General features: G+C 38.8%; 16 protein-coding genes. 13 read left to right on the forward strand and 3 right to left on the reverse strand.

Going from position 1 to position 17,715, the window contains the following annotated elements:
• Window positions 1-14 precede the first annotated feature (14 nt).
• Window positions 15-236: a mother cell protein YfhS gene (yfhS, locus tag AC6CHV_RS22530; protein WP_099352809.1), complete on the reverse strand. Its 222-nt coding sequence runs from the start codon at window positions 234-236 to the stop codon at window positions 15-17.
• Window positions 237-393: 157 nt separating this feature from the next.
• Here yfhS and AC6CHV_RS22535 point away from each other — a divergent pair, with 157 nt between their 5' ends.
• From AC6CHV_RS22535 to nikC, 9 genes are all read left to right on the forward strand, one after another.
• On the forward strand, window positions 394-570 hold the full coding sequence (locus AC6CHV_RS22535) for a gamma-type small acid-soluble spore protein (RefSeq protein WP_099352808.1): 177 nt from the start codon (window positions 394-396) through the stop codon (window positions 568-570).
• Window positions 571-937: 367 nt separating this feature from the next.
• Entirely contained in the window at window positions 938-1,192 is a 255-nt protein-coding gene (locus AC6CHV_RS22540; RefSeq protein ID WP_341332695.1) for a YgaB family protein, read from the forward strand.
• 224 nt (window positions 1,193-1,416) lie between these two features.
• The gene (gene ntdP, locus AC6CHV_RS22545) at window positions 1,417-1,947 is read left to right on the forward strand and encodes a nucleoside tri-diphosphate phosphatase (RefSeq protein ID WP_099352806.1); all 531 of its coding nucleotides are present in this window, start codon (window positions 1,417-1,419) and stop codon (window positions 1,945-1,947) included.
• A 291-nt stretch (window positions 1,948-2,238) separates the two neighbouring features.
• Window positions 2,239-3,990, forward strand: a complete 1,752-nt coding sequence (locus AC6CHV_RS22550) for an ABC transporter ATP-binding protein (RefSeq protein WP_440273976.1) — start codon at window positions 2,239-2,241, stop codon at window positions 3,988-3,990.
• 1,527 nt (window positions 3,991-5,517) lie between these two features.
• The gene (locus tag AC6CHV_RS22555; RefSeq protein WP_498079721.1) at window positions 5,518-6,534 is read left to right on the forward strand and encodes an oligopeptide/dipeptide ABC transporter ATP-binding protein; all 1,017 of its coding nucleotides are present in this window, start codon (window positions 5,518-5,520) and stop codon (window positions 6,532-6,534) included.
• Window positions 6,506-7,474, forward strand: a complete 969-nt coding sequence (locus AC6CHV_RS22560; protein WP_498079722.1) for a dipeptide ABC transporter ATP-binding protein — start codon at window positions 6,506-6,508, stop codon at window positions 7,472-7,474. Before AC6CHV_RS22555 ends, AC6CHV_RS22560 begins: the two co-directional genes overlap by 29 nt.
• Before the next feature lie 12 nt (window positions 7,475-7,486).
• Window positions 7,487-9,154, forward strand: a complete 1,668-nt coding sequence (locus AC6CHV_RS22565) for an ABC transporter substrate-binding protein (RefSeq protein WP_498079723.1) — start codon at window positions 7,487-7,489, stop codon at window positions 9,152-9,154.
• Between the two features lie 82 nt (window positions 9,155-9,236).
• Window positions 9,237-10,241 (forward strand): ABC transporter permease, encoded by a 1,005-nt coding sequence (locus AC6CHV_RS22570; protein WP_341332690.1) that lies wholly within the window; start codon window positions 9,237-9,239, stop codon window positions 10,239-10,241.
• Between the two features lie 22 nt (window positions 10,242-10,263).
• Window positions 10,264-11,154 (forward strand): nickel transporter permease, encoded by an 891-nt coding sequence (gene nikC, locus AC6CHV_RS22575; protein ID WP_099364780.1) that lies wholly within the window; start codon window positions 10,264-10,266, stop codon window positions 11,152-11,154.
• 29 nt (window positions 11,155-11,183) lie between these two features.
• Here nikC and AC6CHV_RS22580 read toward each other — a convergent pair whose 3' ends face one another.
• Both AC6CHV_RS22580 and AC6CHV_RS22585 read right to left on the reverse strand, forming a co-directional pair.
• A complete protein-coding gene (locus tag AC6CHV_RS22580) occupies window positions 11,184-12,260 on the reverse strand; it encodes an FUSC family protein (protein ID WP_440273975.1) in 1,077 nt (358 codons plus the stop codon).
• A gap of 624 nt (window positions 12,261-12,884) precedes the next feature.
• Window positions 12,885-14,171 (reverse strand): glutamate-1-semialdehyde 2,1-aminomutase, encoded by a 1,287-nt coding sequence (locus AC6CHV_RS22585; protein WP_341332688.1) that lies wholly within the window; start codon window positions 14,169-14,171, stop codon window positions 12,885-12,887.
• A 141-nt stretch (window positions 14,172-14,312) separates the two neighbouring features.
• On the opposite strand from AC6CHV_RS22585, the gene bcp reads away from it, so the two are divergent.
• The 4 genes from bcp (at window position 14,313) to AC6CHV_RS22605 (ending at window position 17,678) form a co-directional block, all read left to right on the forward strand.
• Window positions 14,313-14,783 (forward strand): thioredoxin-dependent thiol peroxidase, encoded by a 471-nt coding sequence (bcp, locus tag AC6CHV_RS22590; RefSeq protein ID WP_498079724.1) that lies wholly within the window; start codon window positions 14,313-14,315, stop codon window positions 14,781-14,783.
• Between the two features lie 234 nt (window positions 14,784-15,017).
• Window positions 15,018-15,971 carry an iron chelate uptake ABC transporter family permease subunit gene (locus AC6CHV_RS22595; RefSeq protein ID WP_498079725.1) on the forward strand — a complete coding sequence of 318 codons (954 nt, stop codon included), beginning with the start codon at window positions 15,018-15,020 and terminating at the stop codon, window positions 15,969-15,971.
• Complete coding sequence (locus AC6CHV_RS22600) at window positions 15,961-16,911, forward strand: iron chelate uptake ABC transporter family permease subunit (RefSeq protein WP_341332686.1); 951 nt, start codon at window positions 15,961-15,963, stop codon at window positions 16,909-16,911. The genes AC6CHV_RS22595 and AC6CHV_RS22600 overlap by 11 nt, the downstream gene beginning before the upstream one ends.
• Window positions 16,911-17,678 carry an iron ABC transporter ATP-binding protein gene (locus tag AC6CHV_RS22605; protein ID WP_304217830.1) on the forward strand — a complete coding sequence of 256 codons (768 nt, stop codon included), beginning with the start codon at window positions 16,911-16,913 and terminating at the stop codon, window positions 17,676-17,678. The genes AC6CHV_RS22600 and AC6CHV_RS22605 overlap by 1 nt, the downstream gene beginning before the upstream one ends.
• Window positions 17,679-17,715 lie beyond the last annotated feature (37 nt).

Raw genomic sequence — 17,715 nt, forward strand, 5'->3', positions numbered from 1 at the left:
ATCTCTACCTAAAATCAATCATACGACAATTTAATATCACTTGTATATTCATTGTTACGGTGGAAACCGCCCCTAGCTTCAATTTCCTGGACGATTTCACGGTGCAGGGATTGGCCCTCAGCATTTAAATAAGGGACAATTTGTTGAAAGGAATGGTGGAAAAAAGCAAGCTCGCTTTCCTTCCATTCATTTTTTGGGATCATTGATAAATGAGTCATGTCTCGACCAGCATACATCTTCAATTACCCTCCTTTTTGAACATCATATTAGTTTCACTATGTTCAATTAATAAGATTATCCAAAGTATGTAAAAATATCCTATTTTTAAATAATATTTTTTATGGATATTAAATTCCTTTCTAGGACAAATTAATTGTCGTGGAGGTGATTACAATGGCTAAACAACCAAACAAAACTTCAGCTGGAACTAACGTACAACAAGTTAGACAACAAAACGCTCAATCTCAAGGTGCTGGTGGTCAATTCGGTACTGAGTTTGCTAGCGAAACAAACGCTCAAGAAGTAAGACGTCAAAACCAACAGTCTCAGTCTAACAAAGGCCAAGGCTAATATAATCAAAATACTTACTGCTTTACCTAAAACACTTCCCGTATTCGTCGGGAAGTGTTTTCCTTTTTCTTTTTTGAGTTGGATGAGGAGGCTGATGAATTCCCGAACGGGGGGAAGTCACCATCGTAAAGTCTTTCATAAGGAGGATGAAGTCCCGAATGGAGGAAAGTCGCCATCGTAGAGTCTTTCATAAAATCGATGATATCCTAAAATTCAAATAATGACCCGCTAGCCAACGCCCTTCCTTGATAGTTTGACAAAACCTCCTATATAACTACATACATAGACAAAGGAAATTGAGTCTATTTCCAGAAATAATAGGTTATAACAATAATAATAGTTCATAGACAATTAGGAGGATCACATGATGAGCGATTTTAATGCCCTTGTTGGTGAACAGTTAAAAACAATGGATAAGCTACTTTTCATTCAATCTGAAATTGAAAGATGCCAAGAACTAGAGAAGCAAATTTTAGAACTTCAAAAAGAAACTGAACTCCAGCCGATCCAAGAAGAGATAAAACGTATGCAAGATGAGCTAACGCAGATCCATGACTTATTCCAGCAACAAACGGAAGAAGTTATTCGATCCTATCAAGGCAAAATCCATCAAACTGTCTAAATATGTTGCGTAAAAGAGTCATCGAAAAATAACGATGGCTCTTTTGTTTTAAAAAATGTGACTAACCGTTATAATAATAGAAAAAGGTTTTTCTTTGTTTTAATACGTTCGATATGGGAGTTCGGCATTAAACCTATCGAATAATATACAAAATCTATATCAAATTTTGGAAGATTTAGAAATGTATAAGACAAAGCTGCCCAAAGTGAAAGTAGGGAGAGAGAATGGGTATTCCCATGGAAGGAGATAAAATACAAATCCATAGTTATAAACATAATGGCCATATTCACCGTGTTTGGGAAGAAACTAGAGTGCTTAAGGGTACACAAAGCATAGTCATAGGCGGGAATGACCGCACAACTGTGACAGAGTCCGACGGCCGGACTTGGATTACACGTGAACCGGCTATATGTTATTTTCATGCGCGCCATTGGTTTAATATTATCGGAATGATACGTGAGGATGGGGTTTATTATTATTGTAATATCAGTTCCCCGTTTATTTCCGATGATGAAGCATTGAAATATATCGATTATGATTTGGATATAAAGGTTTTTCCAGATATGACATTTATCTTATTAGACGAGGATGAGTATGAAAAGCATCGTCGTGAAATGAATTATCCTGATGTCATCGATAAGATATTAAAAAATAATGTGGACAAGCTTATCCAATGGATTCGTGGGCGTAAAGGTCCATTTGCACCGGATTTTATTGATATCTGGTACGAGCGCTATCTAACCTATCGAAGTTAACATTATTCAGTAGAAGTCCCAACTTCTATTGAATAATGTTAAGCCTCCGGCTGATGCCACAGATTTTTATGAATTTTTTTCGAGCAATAAATCAAAGACTAAAACCGCCACTTCCTGTGGCAACATCTTTGTGACCGACATCGTGTGGGCCTAAAAATCTGCGCGCAAATATGTAAAGGCGCAATTGAATAACCTCTAAAACCTGTTGAAAATAACAACAGGTTTTCAAATTTTAACCCGATTGTTTTTCGGGTAATTGATTGTACAACAACTAGAAGGAAGGTCAGGGGATTGGGGAGTACTAGACGTTATATGAAATTTGTGAAGCCGTACCGGTTTCAAATCTTTATCACAATTATCATTGGTATCATAAAATTCTCGATTCCAATGCTCACTCCACTATTACTGAAATATGTATTGGATGATGTCATCGCTGCAGATCTTACACAAGATGAAAAACTATCGAAACTTTTCTTAGCGATGGGAATCATGTTATTTATTTTTCTTGTACTGCGGCCACCCGTTGAATATTATCGTCAATATTATGCACAGTGGGTCGGTAGTAAAATCCTCTATGATATCCGTGACCAGCTTTTTGATCATATACAAAAGCTAAGTCTAAGGTATTATGCCAATACACGAGCGGGTGAAGTAATATCTAGGGTTATTCATGATGTGGAGCAAACGAAAACATTTGTCATTACTGGATTAATGAACTTATGGCTTGATCTGTTTACAATTTTTATTGCAATTGCGATTATGCTAACACTCGATATTCCATTAACAATCGTTTCTATTATTTTGTTTCCACTTTATGGCTTTTCGATTAAGTATTTTTATGGCAGACTTCGCCATCTTACAAGATCAAGATCACAGGCATTGGCTGAGGTACAAGGGTATCTTCATGAACGTGTGCAAGGGATTCCTGTTATCCGAAGTTTTGCAATTGAAGATCATGAACAAAGGCTATTTGATAAACAAAACAGCAATTTTCTACAAAAGGCATTAGACCATACAAGCTGGAATGCAAAAACCTTTGCTGTCGTTAATACGATAACAGATATCGCTCCATTGCTTGTCATCGGGTATGCAGGCTTTCAAGTGATTCAAGGTGATTTAACAGTCGGAACTTTGGTTGCGTTTGTCGCTTATATTGATCGACTCTACAACCCGTTAAGACGACTTGTAAACTCATCAACAACATTAACACAAGCCCTTGCTTCGATGGATCGTGTATTTGAATTTATAGATGAAAAGTATGATATCGTCGACTTGCCGAATGCGATTGAATGTAAAAATGTAGCCGGAAACATGAGTTTTGAAAATGTAACATTTTCTTATGGCGATGATGACGACGATCAAGTCGTTCTAAAGGATATTAATCTTAACATTCAAAGTGGAGAAACAGTTGCTCTAGTCGGAATGAGTGGTGGAGGAAAGTCGACACTGGTCAGCTTAGTACCAAGATTCTACGATGTAACTGGAGGAAGAATCTTATTAGATGGGACGGATATTCGTTCTTTTAAGGTAAGAAGTCTTCGTGATAAAATTGGGATGGTCCATCAGGACACCTTTTTATTTAGTGAATCCGTCAAGCATAATATTCTGCTTGGTAAACCAGGAGCAACTGACAAAGAAGTTATTGAAGCAGCTAAAGCAGCTAATGCCCATGAATTTATCGAAAATCTCCCTCAAGGGTATGATACAAAAGTAGGGGAACGAGGCGTAAAGCTGTCTGGTGGACAAAAACAACGAATTGCAATTGCTCGCGTATTCTTAAAAAATCCGCCATTACTAATCTGGGATGAAGCAACTTCAGCATTGGATCTGGAAAGTGAACACCTCATTCAGGAATCACTAGAAGAATTAGCAAAAAATCGTACTACTTTTATCGTTGCTCATCGGTTATCCACGATTACACATGCCGATAAAATTGTCTTAATTGAGCATGGTGAAATCGTAGAAGTCGGAACGCATGCCGAATTAATGAGCCAAAAAGGACATTATTTCAACCTTTTCCAAGTACAACAACTTGATGATTAACGAAGACAGGGAATACTTTAATAGGTTCCAATTCAGGGAGCAGAACATAAAACACAATATATTTTTTAGCGTGAATTCACCTATGAATTCACGCTTTAATTTTTTTCGATAAATTAACGCCTAATATTAGAGGAATTATTTGGTTTCAGAGACACACTTGTGCAGATTTTGCCGACTTATGTCCGAAGCTACTTCACCTTCGGACACCCCTGCACTGATTCCGCCTTTCACTGTCTGAAGATCCCCAAACTTCGGACACACTCGCGTTGAATATGCCACCGATTGTCTGAAGTTACTAGACCTTCGGACACCCCCGCCCTGATTCCGCCTTCCCTTGTCTGAAGATCATCAAACTTCGGACACCCTCGCGGTGAATATGCCAACCGTTGTCTGAAGATTGACAAACTTCGGACACCCCTGCACAGATTCCGCATTCCAGAGTCTGAAGATCCTCAAACTTCGGACACCCTCGCGCTGATTTCGCCTTCCCTTGTCTGAAGATCCCCAAACTTCGGACACACTCGAGCTGATTTCGCGTTCCCTTGTCTGAAGATCTCCAAACTTCGGACACACTCGCACTGATTTCAGCTTCCCTTGTCTGAAGATATCTAAACTTCGGACACACTCGCACTGATTTCGCATTACTTTGTCTGAAGATGCCCAAACTTCGGACACACTCGCGCTGATTTCGCCTTCCCTTGTCTGAAGATCCCCAAACTTCGGACACACTCGAGCTGATTTCGCGTTCCCTTGTCTGAAGATCATCAAACTTCGGACACACTCGCGGTGAATATGCCAACCGTTGTCTGAAGATCTCCAAACTTCGGACACACTCGTACTGATTTCAGCTTCCCTTGTCTGAAGATCATCAAACTTCGGACACCCTCGCGGTGAATATGCCAACCGTTGTCTGAAGATCGACGAACTTCGGAAACCCCTGCACAGATTCCGCATTCCAGAGTCTGAAGATCCCCAAACATCGGACACACTCACGTTGAATTTACTAATCCTTGTCTGAAGTTACTTCACCTTCGGACACCCCTGCACTGAATCCGCCTTCTTTTGTCTGAAAATCCACGAACTTCGGACACCCCCGCACAGATTCTGCCACCCGTTTGTCTGAAGATCGCCAAACTTCCGACACACCAGAATTAAATATGCCACCCCTTGTCTGAAAATCCCAAAACATCCAAACCCCTGCAAAAATTTTCACCTTCATTTGTCCGTAGACTTAGCTTTTTTGACTATGATTTTAACTGTTACTACACATTAGAAATTCGTATGCCTATTGATGTGATAATTGGCCGGTTATTAATTCAAAACGGAACCCGTGGATAAACTTCCGCATCTTTTTTATCTTCAAATTCGACGGGTTTCTGCTTTGAATGAGATCTTGTTGTTATTTCCAGGGAAATCCTGTCGAATTATAGGATAAAATTCCTTCGTTTCTCGGGGCCTTTTTTTTACATTATTGTAATAATTCGTCCACCTTTTTAATAAAACTTCTTGTAAAGGCAGGTGTGATAGATGGGGGAAAAAATAATTGAGGTAAAAGGTTTACGCACCTCATTTTTTACTGATGAAGGAGAAATACCAGCGGTTGACAACATTGACTTTCATATAAAAGAAGGGGAAATTCTCGGGGTGGTTGGAGAATCAGGTTGCGGGAAAAGTGTCACATCCTTATCGATAATGGGACTAGTTCCAAATCCTCCTGGCAAAGTTGTCGGTGGTGAAATTATTTTTAATCGTGAAAATATCATCCATTACTCTGAGAAAAAGATGCGTCAAATTAGGGGAAATGAAATCGCGATGATTTTTCAGGAACCCATGACTTCTCTTAATCCTTTATTTACAATCGGTAATCAAATGATAGAGGGGATAAAGATACATAGGAAATGGGGTAAAAAGAAATCCAGTTTGAAGGCTATTGAAATTATGAAACGTGTCGGCCTTCCGCGAGCAGAGGAATTAATGGAGGAATATCCCCATCAATTATCTGGAGGTATGCGTCAAAGAGTAATGATTGCAATGGCGATGGCATGCAACCCAAAACTATTAATCGCCGATGAGCCAACAACTGCCTTAGACGTTACGATTCAATCACAGATTTTGAAGCTAATGAAGGAATTGAACGTTGAGATGAATACTGCCATTATGCTCATAACACATGATTTAGGCGTTGTTGCGCAAATATGTGAACGAGTGGTTGTCATGTATGCCGGAAAGATTGTGGAAGAAGGCGAAGTCTCATCCATTTTTAAAAATCCGAAGCATCCATACACGAAAGGATTATTAAAATCAGTTCCTGATATTCGCAATAAGAATGAACGCCTTTATTCAATTCCTGGTAATGTGCCAAAGCCTGGTTCAATCAGGCATGGGTGTCGTTTTGCTGAGAGATGTGAATTTGCATTTGAAAGATGCTCATCTGAAAATCCAGAGCTTTATAGGGTTGGTGATAGAGGTCATCGTGTTCGCTGTTTTTTGCAAACTCGAGAGGAGGAGAGCAATCATGACACAGCCTTTACTACAAGTCCATAATTTAAAAAAGTATTTTCCGGTTAACGGTGGTGTGTTTGGAAAAAAAGTTGGAGATGTAAAGGCCGTTGATGGACTTTCCTTTTTTGTGAATAAGGGCGAAACCCTAGGGATCGTTGGAGAAAGTGGGTGTGGAAAATCTACAACAGGAAGACTTATCTTACGGCTTTTAGACCCAACGGAAGGGCAGGTTCTATTTAATGATCAGGATGTTACAAATCTATCATTATCAGAGATGAGGAAGCTCAGACGTGATATGCAAATTATTTTTCAGGATCCATACGCTTCCCTTAATCCAAGGCATACTGTCGAAAAAATACTAGAGGAGCCTCTTATCGTTCACGGAATTGGTGATAGAACGGAACGAAAGCGTAGAGTCCAAGAAATGCTAGAGGTCGTAGGATTAAGTAGTTATCATGCAAAACGATATCCGCACCAATTTAGTGGAGGACAGCGACAGCGTATTGGTATTGCAAAGGCATTAATGACTAATCCTTCCCTTATTATTGCAGACGAGCCAGTTTCCGCTCTCGATGTGTCGATTCAATCACAGGTATTAAACCTTATGGAGGATCTGCAAAAGAAATATGACCTCACCTATATATTTATTGCACATGATTTAGGGGTAGTGCGGCATATAAGTGATAGAGTGGGCGTGATGTATTTAGGAAGAATCATAGAATTGACTGATAGTGAGAAGCTTTACAATAAACCCCTACATCCATATACAAAAAGCTTGCTTGAAGCTGTGCCAATTCCAGACCCAGATTATAAAAATGAGTCGGTTGGGATCATCGGGGAGATTCCAAGCCCATCAAACCCACCTGCAGGTTGTACATTTCACACAAGATGCAACAGTTGCATGGATATTTGCAAGACGACACGCCCAGAGTTTAAGGAAGTGGAAGAAGGTCATTTTGTTGCTTGTCATCTCTACGAATGACTCGTAGCATTCATGATAATAAAAAAGCTACAAGGGGGAATTTCATTGTTTAAGAGGAAAGGTATACTAGTCTCAATTTTATTCCTGCTCCTTATATCGACAGCTTTAGTAGGCTGTAGTGGAGGAAGTGAAGAAGGAAGCGAAAATCAAAATGAGGGAGATAAGCCAAAAGAAGAGACTCCAACAGGAGAAGTGCAAAAAGAGCTTGTATTTGGTCGTGGTGGGGATTCTGTTTCTCTAGATCCAATTTCAACCACGGAGGGGGAAACTTTTAAGGTAACGGTGAATATCTTCGAAACCTTAATAAACTATGGAGAACAAGACACCACTTTACAACCAGGTCTGGCAACTGAGTGGACACCTTCTGAAGACGGGCTTGAATATACACTGAAGCTTCGTGAAGGGGTTAAATTCCATGATGGTACGGATTTTAATGCAGATGCCGTGGTTAAGAACTTCGAGCGTTGGATGAATGGAGATGCTGACCAATTCCCTTATTACACCATGTTTGGAGGATTTAAAGGGGATGAAGGTCATGTGATAAAAGAAGTAATTGCTGAAGACGATTTTACGGTTAAATTTATATTAAATCGTCCACAAGCTCCTTTCTTAAAGAACCTTGCGATGTCCCCATTCGGTATTGCAAGTCCTACTGCACTTGAGAAATTCGGTGGAGACTTTATGAAAAATCCAGTAGGTACAGGTCCATTTAAATTTGTTGAATGGAAAGAAAATGACAGAATTACATTAGAAAAGAACCCTGATTATTGGATGGAAGGCTATCCGAAATTAGAGAAAATTATATTTAGATCAATTCCAGAAAATTCAGCTCGCCTTAATGCATTACTTGCAGGTGAAATTGATTTAATGGATGGCGTAAACCCTTCAGATTTAACTCAAATTGAAGGAAATCCTGATTTACAAACATTTGAGCGACCGTCCATGAATGTTGGTTACTTAGGTTTTACAGTCAATAGACCACCTTTTGATAATAAACTCGTTCGTCAAGCATTAAATCATGCGATTGATAAAGAAGGAATTATTGCAGCGTTTTATGGAGGCCTTGCCGAACCTGCTAAGAATCCACTTCCACCAGCTTTAGAAGGGTATAACGATGATATTGAACCATATCCATATGATCTCGAAAAAGCGAAAGAATTACTAGTTGAGGCAGGTTATCCGGATGGGTTTGAAATGGAGCTTTGGGCAATGCCTGTTCCACGTCCATATATGCCTGATGGAATGAAAGTTGCAGAGGTTATCCAATCAAGCTTTGCTGAGATCGGTGTTAAGGCAGAAATTAAATCAGTTGATTGGGGAACGTACTTGGAACAAGCTAGCAAAGGAGAATTTGATGCCTACATGTTAGGTTGGACAGGGGACAATGGAGACCCAGATAACTTTATTTATACATTATTAGATAAAGATAGCATCGGTAGTAACAACTATTCGTATTACAGTAATGATGAGCTTCATGATATTTTAATTGAAGCCCAAACCATTCCAGATCAAGAGCAACGAAATGAGTTGTATAAAAAAGCTCAGGAAATTATCCATGAAGATTCTCCATGGGCACCATTGGTTCATTCAACACCACTACTAGCAGGAAAGAAAAACCTAAAAGGACTGTTACCACACCCAACTGGTTCTGATATTTTGACAAAGGTTGAATTTGAGTAAAAGATGAATGTTTGAGACAGATCAAAGGGGAGATTTATTCTCCTCTTTGACGTCTACTTTTCCAATAAAAGAGGTGATAACCTTGTTCGCATATACATTACGAAGAATTGGAATGGTCATTCCAGTGTTAATTGGCATGACTCTTGTTGTTTTTTCAATTATTCACCTAATCCCTGGAAATCCGGCACAAATCATCCTTGGCCAGCGTGCTACCGAGGAAGCCATTGCCGCGCTGACAACAAAACTTGGTCTTGATCAACCTTTATACATTCAATATTTCGAGTATATCAAGGGCCTCTTGACCGGTGATTTAGGTGAATCTATTCGGACGAAAACGGCTATAAGTGATGAGATTTGGCCCTATCTAGCCGCAACAATTGAGTTAACCCTTGTTGCGATGATTATTGCAATTGTAATAGGAGTTAACGCTGGAATTATAAGCGCTTGGTTTCAGAATTCTTGGTTTGATTACACTGCAATGGTCCTTGCCTTAATTGGTGTATCGATGCCCATTTTTTGGTTAGGGTTAATGGAGCAGTGGGCATTTGCACTTCAATTAGATCTATTACCAACCACCGGCAGAGAAAATGTGCGTGACCCAGTTGATTCAATTACCAGTCTTTATTTAATAGATACTCTAATTAACGGGAGAACTGATCAATTTGTGACGGTCTTAAAGCATTTAATCCTACCGAGTGTCGCGCTAGCAACCATTCCAATGGCAATAATCGCACGTATTACACGTTCTAGCATGCTTGAGGTGATGCGTTCAGACTTCGTAAGAACGGCACGTGCAAAGGGAGTCAAGATGTTTTGGGTCGTGTACAAGCACTCCTTGAAAAATGCGGTCATTCCAGTTTTAACGGTGATCGGTTTACAAACAGGTTTATTACTTGGTGGAGCTATTTTAACAGAAACGATATTTGGTTGGCCAGGAATTGGAAGATATATTTATGAAGCTATTAATTATCGTGATTACCCGGTGATTCAGTCAGGTATTTTAGTAGTCGCGACCTTCTTTGTTTTTATCAATTTAATCGTAGATCTTTTATATGCGGTTATCGATCCGCGAATTAAATATCGTTAAAAAATAGGGAAGGGGTGATTAGATGACAGAGTTAGCTCAAACGGATATGTCGATGAAAAATAATGATGGTGTTATTTCTCCATGGAAGGAAGCGTGGAGAAGCTTTCGTAAAAATAAATTAGCAATTGTGGGAACTTGTATTGTTTTCTTTTTTATCATACTTGCCATTTTTGCACCACTCATTGCGCCTCAAGGAATCGATGAGAAAAATCTGGCAAATCGACTTCAACCGCCTTCCAGTGATCACTGGCTCGGAACAGATGATTTTGGAAGGGACATCTTATCAAGAATCATTTATGGGGCAAGAATTTCATTACGGGTGGGTTTCTTTGCTGTTATGGGCTCCGCAATCGTGGGAAGTTTACTTGGAATCCTAGCAGGATATTATGGCCGTTGGGTAGATAACCTGATTAGTCGAATGTTTGATATATTGCTAGCTTTTCCAAGTATCTTACTCGCTTTAGCCATTGTTGCAATCCTAGGGCCTTCACTTCGAAATGCATTAATTGCTATTGCGATCATCAATGTACCGAACTTTGGAAGGTTGATTCGATCGAGGGTGTTAAGTGTAAAGGAAGAGGAATATATAACCGCTGCCCGGGCTGTTGGTATGAAGGACCGAAGAATTTTGTTTCATCATATTCTACCGAACAGTATGGCGCCAATCATCGTCCAGGCATCATTGGCGATTGCGACTGCCATTATTGAAGCAGCAGCACTCGGATTTTTAGGGATGGGAGCTCAGCCACCAAATCCAGAATGGGGTAAAATGCTTGCTGATTCAAAGAATTACTTAACGCAGGCTCCGTGGACAATGATTTTCCCAGGGATTGCAATCATGCTGACGGTGCTTGGCTTTAACTTAATGGGTGATGGGTTGAGGGATGCATTAGACCCGAAGATGAAACAATAAAAAAACAGCTAACTTGTGTTAGCTGTTTTTTACTCTTTATTCGCTTCTTCCACGATAACTTCATTGTGAAAACTTTGAAAGCTATCTACCAATGTATCCAATCTTTCAAGCTGTTCAGAGTATTCAAAGATGGTCGATGCAAGTGTCATCAGGTGATACCATGCCTCTTCATCTTCTTCATTCGCTGGCTTTTGTTGATTAAACAAGGTATCAATGATCTTTTTTCGATCAAATGCAAAATCCTGCTTTAGCTCTTCTGGGGCTTGAACCTTTACCTTACCAACAAATTTTAATAATATTTGCTCGTGAAAATGAAGGAGATCATCAATTTCTTTTACAAAAAATTGCTGAAACGGAATCGGCAAATCGTGTAGTTCATTTTCATGCTTATGGAGCTTTTTTAGTGTGTCTAATGCTCGGTTTGTACAAACAATCATTTGTCGAAACAAAACAAGCTTTCTAGACTTTTCGTATTCTACCTTTTTAAAATAATTCCGTTCCTCTTTATATAGGAGAAATAGCTGATCAATTTGTATGATGTTTTCTTTAATTTTGTCGATATCATCTTTTAACGTATTATATTCGGATGCATGCCTTGTACTAACTCGCACCCATTTAAAGATTTCCTCGCATTGCTCGACAATGGCATCATATAGTTTTTTCTCATATTTAGGTGGGAGAAAAACAAGGTTGACTAAAAACGCGGACAAAATTCCCAATAAGATTGCAAGAAAGCGAAGACTTGCAAACTCAATAAATTGTTCACTAGGACTTTCCATGATAGCGATGACGGTTACGATTGCGACTGAGATCGTCTTCTCCATCTTAAACCTCAGGTTAATCGCGATAACAAGAACAACAGTTAGTCCAATGATAAATGCATTATTGCCAAAGTACATTCCAAACATAACTGCAAAGAACGCACCGATCACGTTGGCTTGAACCTGTTCAATCACAGTTAAGTAAGAACGGTATATCGAAGGTTGAATCGCAAAAACAGCAGCAATCCCAGCAAATACCGGGGAAGGTAATTCAAGAAGCTTTGCTAACATTAACGCAAGGGTAATGGCTATTCCCGTTTTTAACATGCGGGCACCAAATTTCATTTATACGAATCCTTTCTATAAAAAAGCTGTTTCCTTATCTACGTGTTCAAAAAGGAGGATAAAAAGGACCTCGTCGGCGAAAGCGCCACGTCCTGTGGCGACGCCGACACTAGCACATCCTGTGCGTCGAAAGTTCAAGGCGGTGTAGCTCCCGAGTAGTGGCACGTATGTGTTTGATACGTGAGCATAAGGAATATTACTTCCTTGATTCCACATCGCACGCCGGAAAAGTGGTTTTCTTTTCCAAGGAACGCAAAAGCAAGCCAACGAAGAAATTCGATGCGTCATTTTTACCGGACTTTTTGAACATCATCTTATATTTAGCTTTTTTTCCATAATCTAAACCAATACAGTATCATACAATGATTTTATGCTTATAGCAAGAGAAACATGTCCTAGTCGAGGCCCGTTGTAATTTGGTATTTTGTTGAATGTACAAAGTTTTTTCTCTTCTATTGCGGAAATTTAAAATATGGCCGATAAAATTAAAATACGGCTATTAGCTTTAGTTTTTTGGCTAATAAATCAAAAATACGGCTAATAATAAAAATTTATGGACAATAGCATAAAATAAAGCTAGAAATCAAAAAAAACCTGCCCCACGGCAGGTTTCCAATAAACACCTTATAAATTCTTGAACGCATATTCAACTGCTTTTAATGTCTCAATTATATCTTCTTCGGTATGAGCAATCGTTAAGAACCATGCTTCATATTTTGAAGGGGCAAGATTGATGCCTTGGCTAAGCATTAATTTAAAGAAACGACCAAACATTTCGCCGTCTGTATTTTCTGCCTGCTCATAGTTTTCAACTTTTTCATTCGTAAAGAAAATCGTCAATGCGCCTTTTAATCGGTTAATTGTAATTGGAACATTGTAGGTAGATGCATGCTGTAAAATTCCTTCTTCAAGGATTGCACCGAGTCGATCTAATTTTTCATACAATCCTTCTTCCTGAAGCACTTCTAAACAAGCGATTCCTGATAGCATGGATGCTGGATTGCCAGCCATCGTTCCTGCTTGATATGCTGGCCCAAGTGGAGCTACCTGTTCCATAATTTCTTTTTTACCGCCATATGCGCCTATTGGAAGTCCGCCACCAATGATTTTTCCTAACGCTGTTAAATCTGGTGTAATGCCTAATAGATTCTGAGCACCTCCATACATAAAACGGAAAGCTGTAATGACCTCATCAAAAATAACGAGTGCACCTGCTTCATGAGAAAGCTCAAGTACTTGTTCTAAAAAGCCTTCTTTAGGCTCGACAATTCCAAAGTTCCCTACAATTGGCTCAACAAGTACTCCGGCAATTTCCGAACCCCATTTAGCAAGGGCTTCTTTAAATGGTTCAATATCATTGAAAGGAACCGTGATTACTTCTTGTGCAATGCTCTTTGGGACACCAGCAGAATCTGGGGTTCCTAATGTGGAAGGGCCTGAACCAGCAGCTACAAGCACAAGGTCAGAATGTCCGTGATAGCAACCTGCAAATTTAATGATCTTTGTTCTATTTGTATACGCGCGTGCCACACGGATTGTTGTCATAACTGCTTCCGTACCGGAGTTTACAAAACGTACTTTATCCATCCCTGGAATAGCTTCCTTTAGCATTTTTGCAAACTTTACTTCATGTGGAGTCGGTGTTCCGTATAGCACACCCGTTTCAGCAGCTTTTGTAATGGCTTCGGTAATATGAGGATGGGCATGACCTGTAATAATTGGACCATAAGCAGCCAAATAATCTATGTATTTATTCCCATCTACATCCCAAAAGTAAGCACCCTTTGCACGTTCCATCGCCGCGGGTGCACCGCCGCCCACTGCCTTATATGAACGTGACGGACTATTTACACCACCAACGATGTGCTCCAATGCTTCACTATATAACTCTTCTGATTTTGAAAAATTCATTTATGTCCTTCCTCCTAGCTTTGAAATCAACTATTCTATTTTAGCACGAATACCTTTAAAACAAATACCGTCCTGATTATTTGTATATCTTCTATAAATTATGTACCCTATTCTTAATAGGAAAAACAGGAGGTAATCGAAATGACAATTGAAGTTGGACAAAAGGCGCCTGAATTTACAGCAACAGCGAGTAACGGAGAAACAGTTTCATTAGCAGATTTTAAAGGAAAGAATGTATTGCTATATTTTTATCCAAAAGATATGACACCAGGTTGTACAACAGAGGCTTGTGATTTTAGGGATGCGCACGAAAGCTTTGGTGGGCTTGATACTGTAATTCTTGGGGTAAGCACTGACTCACTTGAGCGACATAAAAAATTCATTGATAAATATGATCTTCCATTTCTTTTATTGGTAGATGAGGATCATGAAGTAGCAGAGAAATATGGAGTTTGGAAGCTGAAGAAAAACTTCGGCAAGGAGTACATGGGAATCGAACGTTCCACATTCGTCATTGATAAAGAAGGAAATCTTGTAAAAGAATGGCGGAAAGTTTCCGTCAAAGGCCATGTCAAAGAAGCTCTTACATATATCAAAGAACACCTGAATTAATTGTGAAAGTTTTGTGAAAATAATAAGAATTAAGTTGGGGACTTTCATCGATGTATCGACTTAAACTGTAGTGAGAATAACAGTTCGAATGTTTACGGGTGGCGAATGAGGAGCCACCCGTATTCCTATTTCAAGGTTGATTTTACAATTTTCATTACTTATAATGAAATTATTAGTAATGATAATCGTTTTCATTTATCACACTAAGAATACACATGTTATGAGGATTTACAAATGAGACTATGGATGTTAATCATTATTGGCATTGTCCTGTCTTTCATTTCGCTATTTATTGGGGCTATTGATATTACACCGATGGACCTGCTTGATTGGGAATCTGATGAGACGCAGATATTCTTAATAAGCCGTGTTCCTCGTTTAATGGCGATAATCCTAGCTGGAGCAGGAATGAGTATTGCAGGTTTAATTATGCAAAGTTTAAGCAGAAACAAGTTCGTATCTCCAACAACTGCAGGTACATTAGATGCAGCAAAGCTTGGGATCTTAATATCAATGCTATTCTTTACAAATGTAACTTACACACAACAGATTATTTTTAGTTTTGCATTTGCTCTAGTAGGTACATTTATCTTCATGCAAATTCTAGACAAGATTAAATTTAAAGATGCTATTTTTGTCCCGTTAATCGGGATTATGTACGGAAATATCTTATCATCAATCGCGACGTTCTTTGCATATGAAGCAGACCTTATTCAGAACATTTCGTCCTGGTTAATGGGAAGCTTCACATTAATAATTGCAGGACGTTACGAGCTTCTATATATAGCAGTCCCAACGATTATATTAGCGTATATATTTGCTAATAAGTTTACCGTTGCTGGTATGGGTGAGGATTTTGCGAAGAATTTAGGATTGAGCTATAAGGTAGTATTAAATATCGGCCTTATCCTAGTAGCGATTATTTCAACAACTGTTGTTTTAACGGTTGGGGTCATTCCATTTTTAGGATTAATTGTACCGAATATCGTATCACTTTATTTAGGGGATAATTTACGAAAAACAATTCCTCATACAGCAGCATTAGGAGTTGTGTTTCTATTAATCTGTGATATTTTAGGTAGAGTCATAGTCCATCCTTACGAGATTCCAGTCAATGTAACAGTTGCAGTAATCGGCAGTGCGATCTTCTTATTTATGTTATTTAGGGGGAGAGCATATGCGAAATAGTACTAAATTGATTCTCTTAGCTGTCATCGCAATCGTATGTATTTTATTATATGGGTTTTATGATTTAAAAGGTGGATTTGATTACGCATTTCCTAAACGAATGATCCGTGTTTCTGCAATGGTTGTTACAGGAATTGCAATTGCATACTCAACCGTTGTATTCCAAACAATTACGCAAAACCGGATTCTAACACCTTCAGTTATGGGACTCGACTCAATGTATGAAGTCGTTCAAACCTTAATCTATTTCTTTGCGGGCTCCATGTCGATTTGGGTATTAAATAAGTATTTAAACTTTGGCGCTGCGATATTAGCAATGGTATTATTTGCACTAATTTTATATCGCTTCCTATTCAGGTCTGATAAACATCCAATCTATCTACTGTTATTAATAGGAATGATAATAGGAACTCTTTTGGGAAGTCTCGTGACATTTTTACAAGTCATGATTGACCCAGTTGAATATTTAGCATTACAAAATCGCTTATTTGCTACCTTTACAAATGTGAAGGCAGAACTGTTATATATCGCGATTGGTATCTTATTAATCGCCTTTATTTACGGATATTTAATCATGGATAAATTAGATGTCATGTCCCTTGGTCGTGAAAACGCAATGAACTTGGGTGTGAATTATGACAAGATGGTCATGAATATATTAATTCTATCATCTGTGTTAATTGCAACGGCAACTGCGTTGGTTGGCCCGATAACATTTTTCGGTTTAATCGTAGCAAACCTTGCATATCAATACTTAGTCACATATAAGCACTCCATTTTAATATTAGGAGCAAGCTTAATGGGGATTATTGCCCTTGTAGGTGGCCAATTCCTGGTTGAACATATTTTTGAACTACGTACGACATTAAGTGTCATCATTAACTTTGTTGGTGGTATTTACTTCATTTACTTACTATTAAGAGAAAGTAGGTCAGCATGATGATTGAAATCAAAGGATTATCCAAGTATTTTGGTAAGAAGCCAGTTGTCGAGGATGTAACCATAACAATTGAACCAGGTACGATTACATCGTTTATCGGGCCGAATGGTGCTGGTAAATCCACGCTTCTTTCGATGGTAAGTCGTTTATTAGATGCTGATACTGGGGAAGTTTTACTAGATAAAAATAATGTACAGAAGTGGAAATCTTCTGAGTTTGCACAACGTGTTTCGATTTTGAAACAATCGAATTATTTAAATGTACGATTAACAATCCGTGAGCTAGTTGCATTTGGTCGCTATCCTTATTCAAAGGGGCGCCTTACAGATGTGGACGAAAAATTCATTGATCAAGCTCTCGAATATATGAACCTAGTTGATATCCAAGATAAATTCTTAGATGAATTATCAGGTGGACAAAGACAACGTGCATTTATCGCAATGGTAATTGCTCAGGATACGGACTATGTACTGCTTGATGAACCATTAAATAACCTTGATATGAAGCACTCTGTTCAAATAATGAAGATCCTACGAAAGCTTGTTGATGAGCTTGGCAAAACAGTTGTTATTGTCTTGCATGATATCAATTTCGCATCAGTATATTCAGACCGAATCGTTGCATTGAAAGATGGCAAGCTTGTTAAAAATGGACCTACACATGAAATCATTAATTCCGACGCCTTACGTGAAATTTACGATATGGATATCCCAATTCAAGAGCAAAATGGCTGTCGGATCTGTGTTTACTTCAATTCACATGCATAAAACCTAGAGAATCAATTCTCTGGGTCTTTTTTATAAA

Source organism: Ferdinandcohnia sp. GQ5 (genome assembly GCF_059759275.1).

Bases quoted from the DNA above. Each gene is read 5' to 3' on its own strand.
- yfhS (WP_099352809.1), bottom strand. From the start codon at position 236: ATGTATGCTGGTCGAGACATGACTCATTTATCAATGATCCCAAAAAAT.
- AC6CHV_RS22535 (WP_099352808.1), top strand. From the start codon at position 394: ATGGCTAAACAACCAAACAAAACTTCAGCTGGAACTAACGTACAACAA.
- AC6CHV_RS22540 (WP_341332695.1), top strand. From the start codon at position 938: ATGAGCGATTTTAATGCCCTTGTTGGTGAACAGTTAAAAACAATGGAT.
- ntdP (WP_099352806.1), top strand. From the start codon at position 1,417: ATGGGTATTCCCATGGAAGGAGATAAAATACAAATCCATAGTTATAAA.
- AC6CHV_RS22555 (WP_498079721.1), top strand. From the start codon at position 5,518: ATGGGGGAAAAAATAATTGAGGTAAAAGGTTTACGCACCTCATTTTTT.
- AC6CHV_RS22560 (WP_498079722.1), top strand. From the start codon at position 6,506: ATGACACAGCCTTTACTACAAGTCCATAATTTAAAAAAGTATTTTCCG.
- AC6CHV_RS22565 (WP_498079723.1), top strand. From the start codon at position 7,487: ATGATAATAAAAAAGCTACAAGGGGGAATTTCATTGTTTAAGAGGAAA.
- nikC (WP_099364780.1), top strand. From the start codon at position 10,264: ATGACAGAGTTAGCTCAAACGGATATGTCGATGAAAAATAATGATGGT.
- AC6CHV_RS22580 (WP_440273975.1), bottom strand. From the start codon at position 12,260: ATGAAATTTGGTGCCCGCATGTTAAAAACGGGAATAGCCATTACCCTT.
- AC6CHV_RS22585 (WP_341332688.1), bottom strand. From the start codon at position 14,171: ATGAATTTTTCAAAATCAGAAGAGTTATATAGTGAAGCATTGGAGCAC.
- bcp (WP_498079724.1), top strand. From the start codon at position 14,313: ATGACAATTGAAGTTGGACAAAAGGCGCCTGAATTTACAGCAACAGCG.
- AC6CHV_RS22595 (WP_498079725.1), top strand. From the start codon at position 15,018: ATGAGACTATGGATGTTAATCATTATTGGCATTGTCCTGTCTTTCATT.
- AC6CHV_RS22600 (WP_341332686.1), top strand. From the start codon at position 15,961: ATGCGAAATAGTACTAAATTGATTCTCTTAGCTGTCATCGCAATCGTA.
- AC6CHV_RS22605 (WP_304217830.1), top strand. From the start codon at position 16,911: ATGATTGAAATCAAAGGATTATCCAAGTATTTTGGTAAGAAGCCAGTT.